The following is a 12,680-nucleotide window of genomic DNA, read 5'->3' as shown; positions in this document are numbered from 1 at the left end:
ACGGCGCGTTGACGGTTCCCGTTACTCGGGAAATGAGAGCGCATCGTAACTCTTGGCGCCGCCGGGGCCGCCGGGGCCTCCCGAGCCGCCGGGCTCGCCGGGCCCGCCGGGACCTCCGGAGCCGCCGGGATCGCCGGGCTGCCCGTCCTCCGGGCAGCGGAGGAGGTCGGGCTGCGGCAGCGCCCAGCCCTCCTCCTGGAAGATCCGGGTGCCGGTGCTGCGTACCGCGGGGTCGCCGCCCGCGCGGGTGACCCAGGCGCGGGGGTCCGGGCCGAGGAGTGCGCGCAGTCGTGGTGAGCCCGCGAGGAGGCGGGTGAGCAGGGCGCTCTGGTCGCCGCCGCCGGGGAGGGGGCGTTCGGTGCCGTCCGGGGACATCAGCACTCCGCGCTCGCCGACGTAGAGATACGCGCCGCGGAGCCGCTCGCCGGACGGCATGACCATCGGGTACTGGCTGCCGGGCAGCAGCACGCGGCGGTAGTTGGGGTACTCGGTGGCGTCCACGGCCGCGAGCTGCTCGGCGTCCAGCCAGCTGATGACGAGCGGGGTGCGGGCGCCGGGTGCCGTGTACGGGGCGGAGGCCACGTAGCCGTACCGGCCGATGTGGGCCGAGCAGCCGACCGCGATGCCGTGCACGTCGACCGGGACCATGGGGACGGTGGCCGGGTGGCCGGGGCGGGACAGCTTGTGGTGGAGCTGGGCGGGGGAGGCGTTGGAGCCGACGGCGATGACGGGGTGGCGGTTGGGGGTTGGGGGGTGGCCGAGCTGGGTGAGGACGGTGTCCAACGGTTCTGCGGGGGCTTCGTTGTCGTCGGGGCGTGGGTTGACCGTCCAGGTGCCGAGGCGGCCTGGGGCCGGGGTGAGGTCCCAGAGTTCGCCGGTGGTGAGGAGGGTGGGGTGGGTGATGGGGCGGCCGGGGTAGGTGAGGGGTTGTTGGGCGGGGACGTCGGCGAAGCCGAGGGTTTTGAGGGTGCGGTCGGTCACGGGGGGTTGCCTGCCCCACCCCGCCCCTCCCCGAAACCGGGCCCCGCCCGGCCCCGCCGGGGGCTCCGCCCCCGAACCCCCGCTCCTCAATCGCCGGAGGGGCTGGGTGTGTCGGCCCCCGCCCGGCCCGCACGGGGGCTCCGCCCCCCGAACCCCCGCTCCTCAATCGCCGGAGAGGCTGGGTGTGTCGGCCCCCGCCCGGCCCCGCCGAGGGCTCCGCCCCCGAACCCCCGCTCCTCAAACGCCGGAGGGGCTGGTTTGGCCGGCAAACGCCGGAGGGGCTGGTTTGGGCGGTGTCCGCCCGGACCCGCGCGGGGGCTCCGCTCCTCAAACGCCGGATGGGGGCTGGATTCGCGGGGCGCGGCTTTATGCGGTTATGCGGTGGGGGCCGCGATCCGCGCGCGTTGACGCGCGGCCGCCATGCCGTGGCCGGCCAGGCCGGGAAGGCGTTCGGGGCCCATAACATGCGCGTGCCCCGCGCCGCTTGGGCGGCGCGGGGCATCGGGCGCTCCGGTGTGACCGTGGGTCACCGGGACTGCTGGGCCGGGACGCCGCGGGTGGCCGCCTCGTCCTCGCCCGGGGCACCGGCCGCGGCCACCGCCGCGCCGGTCAGCGTGGCCAGCATCTCGCGGACGTTGGTCAGCTGGGCGTTGATGCTGTCGCGGCGGTTGGTGAGGGCCGCGAGCTCGCGCTCGGATTCGCTGCGGATGCGGTCCGCCTTGGCGTTGGCGTCGGCCACGATGTCCTCGGCCTGGCGCTGCGCGGTCTCCACCGTCTGGCGGGCGCGGCGCTCGGCGTCGGTGCGCAGCTTCTCGGCCTCCAGGCGCAGCTGCTCCGCGCGGTGCTCGATCTCCGCGAGCCGCTTCTCGGCCTTGGCCTGACGCGAGGCCAGGTCGCGCTCGGACTGCTCGCGGCGCTTGGCGAGGTTGGTCTCGAAGTCGGCGGCGGCCTGCGCGGCCTTGGCGCGGGTCTCCTCGAAGAGGGAGTCCGCCTCCTCGCGCTTGGACTGGGCGTCCTTCTGCGCCTCCTGGCGCAGCGTGGCCGCCTCGCCCTTCGCCTTCTCGACGATCCGCGCGCCCTCGTCCTCGGCCTTGGCCTTGCGGTCGGCGGCGAACGACTCGGCGTCGTTGCGGACCTGCTGGGCGGCCGACTCGGCCAGCTCACGGTGCTGTTCGGCGGCGCGCCGAGCCTCCTCGCGCAGATCCTTCGCCTCTTCCTCGGCGAGACGGAGGATCTTCTCGACCCGGGCGCCGAGCCCCGCGTAGGACGGCTCCGAATCGTTGATCTGGGCCTGAGCGTTCTGCGTCTCGAGGTGCAGCTCCTCGATGCGCTTTTCCAGAGAGGTGATACGGGCCAGTGCACTGTCACGATCGGCGACGAGCTTGGAAATGCGGTCGTCCACCTGACCGCGGTCGTACCCACGCCGCACGAGCTCGAAGCCGAAGGGGGAGGAAGTGTCGCTCATGGGGTTCCTGTCGAAAGAGACCGGTGAGGTGATAGAGGGAATCCTAGGGGGCCGAACGGCGTGTCATCGAGTCAACGTGTGTTTGATCTGCGAAACCTCCAGCCTTTTGAGTGGCAGTAAGACGGAGACCTCGTCACTCGTCGGGATGATACGGACATGCCGTGATGGACGCAGCCTGACGCGAGACTTACGCGAAACCGACGCGAGACTTAAGCGATACCTCGATAGGCACGGCTGAGACTCGTCCCCCCGGATACGGTTACCCCTCCGACCGCTTTCCACTCCTCGTCGCACCCGCACCCGCCGCTGTCTTGACTTGGCCGTTCTCCTTGCCGCCCGCGCCACCCGACGCGGGGGTCTCGAAGGATTCCAACGCCTCGAGGACGTCCTGGACACGGGAGATCTCCGCGTTGATGTCCTCGCGGCGGCGCTTGAGCAATTCCAGCTCGCGCTTGCCCTCGTCCACGATCTGCTGTGCCTCGTCCGTGGCCTGGGTCCGGAGCCGGTCCGCCTCCCGCTCGGCCTCGGTCTTCTTCTGCTCGGCCTCCTTCAGCAGACCCTCGGCCTTCTTCACGGCCGCGATCCGCACCCGGCTCGCCTCGCTCTCCGCCTCCGCGACCAGCGACTTGGCCTTCTCCTCGGCCTTCATCAGCTGCGCGGTGGCCGCCGCGACCAGCTTGTCCACCCGCTCGCCGGTGGCCTTCATCTGCTCCGCGGACTCCCGGCGGGCCCGCTCGTGCAACTCCTCGACCTCGGCCTCGGTACGGGCGCGCAGCTCCTCGGCGCGCTCCCGGATGGCGGTGGCGTCGCCCCGGGCCTCGCCCAGCATGGTGTCGGAGTCCGTACGGGCCTTCTCCACCATGGCGTTGGACTCGGCCGTGGCCTCGGAGACCAGCCGCTCCGCCTCCTGGCGGGCCACGCCCACCATGGTGTCCGCCTGCTCCTCGGCCGCGGTCGCCGCGCGCAGCGCGGCCTCCTGCGCCTCGGAGGTGAGCCGCTCGGCCTCCGCCGAGGACTCGGAGATCAGCCGGTCGGCCTGCTCGGCGGCGTCCGAACGCCGCTTGTTGGCGTCCTCGCGCGCCCGGTCGATCAGCCGGTCCGCCTCGGCCTGCGCCTCGTTGCGGATCCGCTCCGCCTCTGCCGCCGCCTCGGCCTCCACCCGCTCGGCCTCGGCGCGGGTGCGCGCCGCGTGCTGCTGTGCCGAACCGACGGTCTCCGCGGCCTCGCTGCGCAGCCGCTCCGCCTCGCCGCTCGCCTCCGCGCGCAGCCGGTCGGCCTCGTTGCGGGCCTCGGTGACCAGGCGGTCCGCCTGCTCGGCCGCCTCCGAGCGGATGTTGTTGGCGTCGCCGCGGGCCTGGGCCCGGGTGCGGGCCGCGTCCTGCTCCGCGGTCGCCCGTGCGTCGGACGCCTCCGTACGCAGCGCCTGCGCCCGTGTGGTGGCCTCCGAGACCAGCCGCTGGGCCTCCTCGGTGGCGCCGCTGATGAGCGTATCGGCCTGCTCGGCGGCCTCGGCACGGGACTTGTTGGCCGAGCGCCGCGCCTCGTCGAGCGTCTCATTGGCCTCGGCACGCAGCCGCTCGGCCTCGTGGGTGGCCTCGGTGACCAGCCGGTCCGCCTGCTCGGCGGCGTCCGCGCGGCGCCTGTTCGCCTCCTCGCGGGCCTGCTCGGTCAGCCGCTCCGACTCGGCGATCGCCTCCGCGACCGTGCGCTCCGCGAGCGACTTGGCGGCCTCGGACTCCTCCGTGGCCTCCCGCCGCACCCGGGTGGCGTCCTGCGAGGCGCGCTCCCGCTCCGCGTAGGCGTCCGCGCGGACCCGGTCGGCCTCGGCCTGCGCCTCTTCGCGCACCCGCTCGGCGGCGTGCTCGGCGGCGCTGCGCAGCGCGGTGATCTCCTGTTCGGCCTGCTCGTGCAGCCCGGCGACCGAGTCCCGCACCTGCTGGGCGGTCTGCTCGGCGGCGGCCACCAGGTCGGCCGAGCGCCGCTCGGCCTCCTCGACCAGCCGCTGCGCCTCGACCTGCGCCTCGGAGACCCGGGTCCGGGCGGCGGCCAGCAGCTCCTCGCTCTGCTCCCGCGCCGCCGTACGCTCCGCCTGCGCCTCCTCGCGGGCGTCGGCGAGCAGCTCCTCGGCCTCGCGGCGGCGGCGGGCCGCCTCCTCCTGGGCGGCGGCCAGGGCCTCGGCGGCCTCGGCGCCGATCCGCTCGGCGGCGCTCGCCGCCTCCGCGCGCACCCGGTCGGCCGTCTCCTGGGCCTCCGAACGCAGCCGCTCGGCCTCCGCCGCGGCCTCGCCGCGCAGCCGTACGGCCACCGACTCGCCCTCGGCGCGCGCGTTCGACGCGTCCGCCGCGGCCTCGTCGCGCAGCCGGGCGGCCTCGTCCTCGGCCTGCTGGCGCAGCGCGTTCAGCCGTTCGGCGGACTCGGCGCGCTGCCGCTCGATCTCCTCGCCGGTCTCCCTACGCAGCCGCTCCGCCTCTTCGCGGGCGTCCCGCAGCGCCTGGTCGGCGGAGGAGAGCCGCTGCTCGGCCTCCTGGTGCAGCCGGTTGAGCTCGCCCTCGGCCTCGGCGCGGCGGTCCTCGGCGGCCCGCTCGGCCTCCTCGCGCAGCTCCTCGGCCGCGGTGGCCGCCTCCGACTTGACCCGCTCGGCCTGCTCCTCGGCCGAGGTCACCAGCTCATCGGCCTCGCCACGGGCCCGCTTCAGCAGCTCATCGGCCTGCCGGCGCAGCGCGTTGGCCCGCTCGATGGCCTCGGTGCGCACCCGCTCGCTCTCGGCGGTGGCACCGGAGCGGGTCTCCTCGGCGTCGGCCTTGGCCTTGGTCAGCAGGTCCTCGGCGGTGCTGGCCGCCTCCTCGATCTGCTGGACCGCCTCGCGGCGCGCCTCGGCGCGCACCCGCTCGCCCTCGGCGGCCGCCTCCGACTTCAGCTGCTCGGCCTCGCCGCGCAGCCGGCGGGCCTCCTCCTGAAGCTCGACGGTCTTGGCGCGGTACTCCTTGGTGTCGTCCTTGGCCGTGCCCTTGAGCTGCTCGGCGGTGTCGTGCGCCTCGGCCCGCAGGCGGTCGGCCTCCTCCTCGGCCTCGCGCCGGATCCGCTCCGCCTCGTCGGTGGCCGCCTTGGTGGTGGCCTGCGCCTTCTCCGAGGCGCGGGTCAGCACCTCCTCGGCGCTCCGGGCCGCCTTGGCCAGCTGGGCCGCGGAGTCCTCGGCGGCTCGGGCCCGGGCGTCGTCGCTCGCCTCGGCGATCATCCGCTCGGCCTCGGCGCGGGCGTCGTCCCGCAGCTGCTCGGCCTCGGCCCGCAGCCGCTCGGCCTCCTTGGTGGCCTCGCCGACCAGCCGGGCGACCTCCGCCTTGGCGGTACGGGTGCGCGTCTCGTTGTCCGACTCGGCCGCCGCGAGCCGCTTGGCCGCCGCGTCCCTGGCCTCGGCGACCACCTTCTCGGCCTCGCTGCGCGCCTCCCGCAGCGCCTGCTCGGCCTCCTGCATCCGCTGCTCGGCGGCGCGGGTCTGCTCGGCCGCGGCACGGCGGGCCTGGTCCGCCTCGCTGGCGGTGGAGGCGCGCAGCTGCTCGGCGTGGTCGGTGGCCTCCTGGGCCTGGGTACCCGCGTTGGTCAGCAGCCGCTCGGCGTCGCTACGGGCCCGGCGCAGGATCGCCTCGGCCTCGTGGCGGGCGGCCTCCGCCTCCGACCCCAGCCGCTGGCGCGCCTGTTCGGTCATCCGCTGCGCCTCGGCGCGGGCCTCGGCCAGGGCCTGCTCGGCCTCCGCCCGGGACTCGTCCAACAGCCGGCGGGCCTGCGCCTCGGTACGGGCCCGGAGCTGCTCGGCCCAGGCCACGTTCTCGTTGACGTGCGACTCGACGGTGGCGCGGCGCTCGGCCAGCTCCTGGTCCAGCCGCTGGCGCCGGGCCACGGCCTCGGCGTGCAGCTCGGCCTCGAGCCGGGACTGCCGCTCGGCCTGCTCCTGGAGCAGCCGCTGGGTCTGGGCGCGGGTCTCGCGCAGCTCCCGCTCGGCGTTGGCGCGCAGCTGGTCCGCCTGGAGCTGCGCGTCCCGCAGCAACTGCTCAGCCTGGTAGCCGGCGTTGGCGCTGTCGTAGGCGGGGCGGGCCGCCAGATTACGGCGCGCCTCATGCAGCTTGGCGCGCAGCACCTCGACTTGGTAGCCGAGGTCGTCGGCGTGCTGGACGGCCTTCTCCCGCTCGGTCTTCAGCCGCTCCATCTCGGCCTCGAACTTCGAGAGCTGATCGTCAGGCTCGTAGCGGTCGTAGCCCCGCACTGCGCGGTCCCATCCGTCCCCTGGTCGCATTGGCGGCCGGCTCCGTAACCCTTCAGGCTCCCGTGGTCCCTTGCGGTGCCCCGAGGTCCCTTCGACGGTTTCCCTTGCGGTACCGACCAGGCGAAGTGCGTGCCGGGTCGGACCGGAGCTGGCCCTTCCGAGAAATGGTGTCAGATCATCGGCGAAGCCCGGGCCGGACCCCGAACCCTCTCCGTTTCCGTACCCCGGCCGATGCAGCACTCTACCGGCCGGGGAAGGGGTAGGTCAGTGGTCCGCTTCAGTGATCCTCTTCGTCCTTGTGCGCGGCCTTGTGCGCGGCGGGGTTCGCGGCGGTGACGAGCTCGGTCAGCACACCGTGACAGTCCTTGGGGTGGAGGAAGGTGATCCGGGAGTCCATCGAGCCGCGGCGGGGCTGTTCGTAGAGGACCCGGACGCCCTTGTCGCGGATGGCCTCGGAGTCGGTGTCGACGTCGGCGGTGCCGAAGGCGATGTGGTGGACGCCCTCACCGTTCTTGGCCATCCACTTGCCGACCGCGGAATCCTCCCGGATCGGCTCGAGAAGCTGGAGGTAGGAGGCCCCGCCGTCGGAGGTCTCATTGATCTTGAGCATGGCCTCACGGACGCCCTGCTCCTCGTTGATCTCGGAGTGGAACACCTCGAAGCCGTACGTGGCACGGTAGAACTCGACAGTCTTGTCGAGGTCGAAGCAGGCGATCCCGATGTGGTCGATTCTCGTCAGCATGGGAACAGTGCACCGCCGTACGGTCGGTTACGCAACGTGCGCGCGATCACACCGATGGGCCGGTGACCGCGCGGGTACTCGTCAGTACATTGACGATAACCCTCGTTAACTTCCTTCTCCTCGTGAAGGGACGCACCAATGTCTCGTACGACCTCTGTGATGGTGGCGGGCGCGCGCACGCCCATGGGACGACTGCTCGGCAGTCTGCGCTCATTCTCCGGCGCCGACCTGGGCGGGATCGCGATCAAGGCCGCGCTGGAGCGGGCCGGGGTCGGTGCCGAGCAGGTGCAGTACGTGATCATGGGGCAGGTGCTCCAGGCGGGCACCGGGCAGATCCCCGCCCGTCAGGCGGCGGTCAAGGCCGGTATCCCGATGAGCGTACCGGCCCTCACGATCAACAAGGTCTGCCTCTCCGGGCTGGACGCGATCGCCCTGGCCGACCAGCTGATCCGCGCCGGTGAGTTCGACATCGTGGTCGCGGGCGGCCAGGAGTCCATGACCAACGCCCCCCATCTGCTGCCCAAGTCCCGTGAGGGGTACAAGTACGGCGCGGTCGAGATGCTCGACGCGATGGCGTACGACGGGCTCACGGACGCCTTCGAGCAGATCGCCATGGGCGAGTCCACCGAGAAGCACAACACCCGGCTGGGCATCCAGCGCCCCGAGCAGGACGAGTTCGCGGCCCAGTCCCACCAGCGGGCCGCCGCCGCGCAGAAGAACGGCCTCTTCGACGCCGAGATCACCCCGGTGGAGATCCCGCAGCGCAAGGGTGAGCCGGTGGTCTTCGACAAGGACGAGGGCATCCGCGGCGAGACCACCGCGGAGCTGCTGGCCCGGCTCAGGCCCGCGTTCACCAAGGACGGGACGATCACCGCGGGCACGTCGTCGCAGATCTCGGACGGTGCCGCCGCGGTCGTCGTGATGAGCAGGGCCAAGGCCGAGGAGCTCGGTCTGGAGTGGATCGCCGAGATCGGCGCCCACGGAAATGTGGCGGGACCCGACAACTCCCTCCAGTCGCAGCCGTCCAACGCGATCGCGCACGCCCTGGGCAAGGACGGGCTGACGGTGGACGACCTCGATCTCATCGAGATCAACGAGGCGTTCGCCGCGGTCGCCGTGCAGTCAATGAAGGACCTGGGCGTCTCCCCCGAAAAGGTGAATGTGAATGGGGGCGCGATCGCCCTCGGCCACCCCATCGGGATGTCCGGCGCGCGCATCGCGCTGCATCTGGCGCTGGAGCTGCGGCGGCGCGGCGGCGGCACGGGTGCGGCGGCGCTGTGCGGTGGCGGCGGGCAGGGCGACGCGCTGATCCTGCGGGTGCCGGCGGGGAAGTAGTCCCCTGCGGGGATTCGGGTCCCGCTGTGATCGAGGTGATCGAGGTGATCGAGCGATTGCGCTCAATGCGCTCAATGTGCTCAGGCGATAAGGAGTACGGCACCCATGGCTGATGTGCCCACGCTGGTGGAGCAGGCACGGCAGGGGCGGCCGCGTGCGGTCGCCCGGCTGATCTCGCTGGTCGAGGGCGCCTCGCCGCAGCTGCGCGAGGTGATGGCCGCGCTCGCTCCGCTGGCCGGGGGCGCGTATGTGGTCGGGGTGACCGGCTCGCCGGGGGTCGGCAAGTCCACGTCGACCTCCGCGCTCGTCTCCGCCTACCGGCGGGCGGGCAAACGGGTGGGCGTGCTCGCCGTGGACCCCTCCTCGCCGTTCTCCGGCGGGGCGCTCCTCGGCGACCGGGTGCGGATGTCGGAGCACGCCTCCGACCCCGGCGTCTACATCCGCTCCATGGCCACCCGCGGCCATCTCGGCGGGCTCGCCTGGGCCGCCCCGCAGGCCATCCGGGTGCTGGACGCGGCCGGCTGCGAGGTGATCCTGGTGGAGACGGTGGGCGTCGGCCAGTCCGAGGTCGAGATCGCCGCCCAGGCCGACACCAGCGTGCTGCTGCTCGCGCCGGGGATGGGCGACGGGATCCAGGCGGCCAAGGCCGGGATCCTGGAGATCGGCGATGTGTACGTGGTCAACAAGGCCGACCGGGAGGGCGCCGACGCCACGGCCCGCGAGCTCAACCACATGCTGGGCCTGGGCGAGGCGCGGTCGCCGGGCGACTGGCGGCCGCCGATCGTGAAGACCGTGGCGGCGCGCGCTGAGGGGATCGACGAGGTCGTCGAGGCACTGGAGAAGCACCGTGCGTGGATGGAGGAGCACGGTGTGCTCGCGGAGCGCCGGATGCGGCGGGCGGCGGGCGAGGTCGAGACGATCGCGGTGACCGCGCTGCGGGAGCGGATCGGCGATCTGCACGGCGACCGCCGCCTGGGCGCCCTCGCCGAGCGGGTCGTCGCGGGCGAGCTGGACCCGTACACGGCGGCGGACGAGCTGGTGGCGGCGGTGACCGAACAGGGGTGACGGGAGCGGGGCCCGCCCCCGCTCCCCCTCCCGTCAGTCGTCGTCGCTGTCGTCGTCGCCGTGGTCGTCGTCGGCCGGGGCCTGGGTGACCTTGCCCGAGTGGGCGTCTACGGTCAGGTCACGCTCCTTGTGGTTCTTGACGGTTTCGACCTCCCACACCGGGGTGCGGTCGCCGTCGAACTCCACGGAGGTCACGGTGGACTGGGGCGCGGCCTTCCGGGCCGCCTCGATGGCCGAGACGTCGGCGTTCCGCAGGGCCTTGGCCTCGGCGGCGTCCTCGGGGTCGTTGTCGTCCGGGTCCACCCGCTGGTCGATCACCTTGCCGTTGGCGTCCAGCGTGACCTCGTGCCACTTGCCGTCCTTGCCCAGGACGTCCGCCTCCCAGCGGCCGTGGTCGCGGTCGATGGAGTCCAGCGTGCCCGGGACGGCCTTCAGCGCGGCGTCGGCCGCCTGGGTCAGCGAGGCGCCGGTGGACGCGGCCGCCGGGGACGCGGACCGGGCCGCCGGGGACGAGGACTGGGTGCCCGCCACGGCGACGGCCGTACCGCCGGTGACCAGGGCGGCCGCGGCGACGGACGCGATGACGATGTTGCGCTTCATGTGGGTTCCTCCCCATTCGTGTTCGGACGCCAACCACCCTGGCCGATCGATGCTGAAGCCCACCTGAAGCCGCCTGAAGAGATCTTCAGGTTGGCTCTGCGACGCTGGTCGCATGCGTGTGCTGATCGTGGAGGACGAGCGGCGGCTGGCCCTGTCGCTGGCCAAGGGGCTGCGGGCGGAGGGGTTCGCCGTCGATGTGGCGCACGACGGCCGGGAGGGGCTGCACCGTGCCCAGGAGGGGGTGTACGACCTCGTCGTCCTCGACATCATGCTGCCGGGGCTGAACGGCTACCGCGTGTGCGGGGCGCTCCGGGCCGCCGGGCACGAGGTGCCGATCCTGATGCTCACCGCCAAGGACGGCGAGTACGACGAGGCGGAGGGGCTCGACACCGGGGCCGATGACTATCTGACCAAGCCGTTCTCGTATGTGGTGCTGGTGGCGCGGATACGGGCGCTGCTGCGGCGGCGCGGCCCCGGGGCCTCCCCGGTGATGCGGGTGGGGCCGCTCACCGTGGACCGGGGCGCGCGCCGGGTGGAGCGGGACGGCCGGGAGGTGCCGCTGACCGCCAAGGAGTTCTCCGTGCTGGAGCAGTTGGCGACGCGGGCGGGCGACGTCGTCTCCAAGCCCGACATCCTGGAGCATGTGTGGGACTTCGCCTACGACGGCGACCCCAACATCGTCGAGGTGTATGTGAGCGCCCTGCGCCGCAAGTTGGGCGCGGGGCTCATCGAGACCGTACGGGGAGCGGGGTACCGGCTCCGTGCGTAAGGCGTTCGGTTCGGTACGGGCGCGGGCCGCGCTGGGGGCGACCCTGGTGGTGGCGGTGGCCCTGGTGGCGGCGGGGATCGCGGTGCTCCAGGTGCTGCGCTCCGATCTGGGGGACCAGGCGCGGCTGAAGGCCCAGGTGGACGCGCGGGAGGTGGCGTCGAAGATAGCCGCGGGGGCGGGCTACGGGTCGCTGAAGCTGGACGAGAGCGTCCCGGTGCAGGTCGTGGACGAGGACGGCCGGGTGCGGGCGGTCAGCGAGGATCTGGAGGCCGTGACGGGCACCGGGAGCGCGTCCGTGAAGCCCGTCGCGGCGGGCGTCGGGGACGACGACACCGACGATGACGACAGCGGCGCCGGAAAGGTCTCCTCCGGGGAGGAGTACGGCGACGGCTCCGCCCGTGTCGACGGGGAGACCGCCGACTACGTCTGGGCGGCCGTGGAGGCCACCGACCCGTCCGGCGAGGACGTCACCGTCTACGCGGGCGCCCCGCTGGCCACCGAGCGCGGCGCGGTCACCACGGTGCGGGACGCGATGCTGCTCGGGCTGCCGCTGCTGCTGGTGGTCGTGGCCGCCGTGACCTGGCTGGTGACCCGGCGGGCGCTGCGGCCCGTGGAGGGCATCCGGCGCGAGATGGCCGCCATCACGGCGAGCACGGACCTGTCCCGGCGGGTGCCAGAGCCGGGGTCGTACGACGAGGTGGCGCGGCTGGCCCGGACCACCAACGAGACGCTCACGGCGCTGGAGGCGTCCGTGGAGCGGCAGCGGGCCTTCGTGGCCGACGCCTCCCATGAGCTGCGCTCCCCGGTGGCCTCGCTCCGCACCCAGCTGGAGGTGGGCGCGGCCCATCCGGAGCTGCTGGACCTGGACGGCGCGGTGGAGGACGTGGTGCGGCTCCAGCGGCTCGCGGCCGACCTGCTGCTGCTGGCCCGGCTGGACGCGGGGGAGCGGCCCACCGGAGGGACGCCGGTGGCGCTGGACGCCCTGGTGCGCGAGGAGCTGGCCCAGCGGGTGGCGGACCGGGTGCCGGTACGGGAGGAGACGGCGCCGGTCGCGGTGCCGGGCTCGCGCGGGCAGCTGGCCCAGGTGCTGGGCAATCTGATCGACAACGCCCAGCGGCACGCCCGGAGCGGGGTGCGGGTGGCGGTGCGCGACGAGGGCCGGTGGGCCGTGCTGGAGGTCGCGGACGACGGTGCGGGGGTGCCCGAGGCCGAGCGGGAGCGGATCTTCGAGCGGTTCGTACGGCTCGACGACGCCCGCAGCCGCGACGATGGCGGGGCCGGGCTCGGCCTCGCCATCGCGCGGGACGTGGCGGTGCGCCACGGCGGCACGCTGGCCGTCCGGGCGGCACCCGAGGGCGGCGCCCTGTTCGAGCTGCGGCTGCCGAGGTAGGCGGTGAGGTACGGGCTGTCCGGCGGACCACCCGGCGGAGCCGCGGCCCGCCGCGGGCGTCACGCCCCGTCGGAC

At 73.7% G+C, this 12,680-nt stretch carries 9 protein-coding genes; 4 read left to right on the top strand and 5 right to left on the bottom strand.

Annotation, left to right across the window (positions count from 1 at the left end):
* Window positions 1–21 precede the first annotated feature (21 nt).
* From ACT2CW_RS10960 to mce, 4 genes are all read right to left on the bottom strand, one after another.
* Window positions 22–981 (bottom strand): hypothetical protein, encoded by a 960-nt coding sequence (locus tag ACT2CW_RS10960; RefSeq protein ID WP_445516422.1) that lies wholly within the window; start codon window positions 979–981, stop codon window positions 22–24.
* 526 nt (window positions 982–1,507) lie between these two features.
* Window positions 1,508–2,446 carry a cellulose-binding protein gene (locus ACT2CW_RS10955; RefSeq protein WP_037958439.1) on the bottom strand — a complete coding sequence of 313 codons (939 nt, stop codon included), beginning with the start codon at window positions 2,444–2,446 and terminating at the stop codon, window positions 1,508–1,510.
* 259 nt (window positions 2,447–2,705) lie between these two features.
* Window positions 2,706–6,734, bottom strand: a complete 4,029-nt coding sequence (gene scy, locus ACT2CW_RS10950) for a polarized growth protein Scy (protein ID WP_445516421.1) — start codon at window positions 6,732–6,734, stop codon at window positions 2,706–2,708.
* A 247-nt stretch (window positions 6,735–6,981) separates the two neighbouring features.
* The gene (gene mce, locus ACT2CW_RS10945; RefSeq protein ID WP_138913774.1) at window positions 6,982–7,446 is read right to left on the bottom strand and encodes a methylmalonyl-CoA epimerase; all 465 of its coding nucleotides are present in this window, start codon (window positions 7,444–7,446) and stop codon (window positions 6,982–6,984) included.
* Window positions 7,447–7,602: 156 nt separating this feature from the next.
* On the opposite strand from mce, the gene ACT2CW_RS10940 reads away from it, so the two are divergent.
* Together ACT2CW_RS10940 and meaB are read left to right on the top strand one after the other, a co-directional pair.
* On the top strand, window positions 7,603–8,781 hold the full coding sequence (locus tag ACT2CW_RS10940; protein ID WP_182472099.1) for an acetyl-CoA C-acetyltransferase: 1,179 nt from the start codon (window positions 7,603–7,605) through the stop codon (window positions 8,779–8,781).
* 105 nt (window positions 8,782–8,886) lie between these two features.
* On the top strand, window positions 8,887–9,846 hold the full coding sequence (gene meaB / locus ACT2CW_RS10935; RefSeq protein ID WP_445516420.1) for a methylmalonyl Co-A mutase-associated GTPase MeaB: 960 nt from the start codon (window positions 8,887–8,889) through the stop codon (window positions 9,844–9,846).
* A 33-nt stretch (window positions 9,847–9,879) separates the two neighbouring features.
* On the opposite strand, the gene ACT2CW_RS10930 is transcribed toward meaB, so the two are convergent.
* Window positions 9,880–10,446, bottom strand: coding sequence for a PepSY domain-containing protein (locus tag ACT2CW_RS10930; RefSeq protein ID WP_445516419.1), 567 nt, complete (start codon window positions 10,444–10,446; stop codon window positions 9,880–9,882).
* Window positions 10,447–10,558: 112 nt separating this feature from the next.
* Between ACT2CW_RS10930 and ACT2CW_RS10925 the strand changes: the two genes are divergently transcribed.
* Together ACT2CW_RS10925 and ACT2CW_RS10920 are read left to right on the top strand one after the other, a co-directional pair.
* Window positions 10,559–11,215, top strand: a complete 657-nt coding sequence (locus tag ACT2CW_RS10925; RefSeq protein WP_138913770.1) for a response regulator transcription factor — start codon at window positions 10,559–10,561, stop codon at window positions 11,213–11,215.
* Complete coding sequence (locus ACT2CW_RS10920; RefSeq protein WP_445516418.1) at window positions 11,208–12,605, top strand: ATP-binding protein; 1,398 nt, start codon at window positions 11,208–11,210, stop codon at window positions 12,603–12,605. The genes ACT2CW_RS10925 and ACT2CW_RS10920 overlap by 8 nt, the downstream gene beginning before the upstream one ends.
* Window positions 12,606–12,680: the final 75 nt, after the last annotated feature.

The sequence above is a fragment of the Streptomyces sp. NEAU-174 genome (assembly GCF_052665095.1).
Note: the sequence above shows the minus strand (reverse complement) of the source record. Positions and strands in the feature narration are given on the sequence as shown.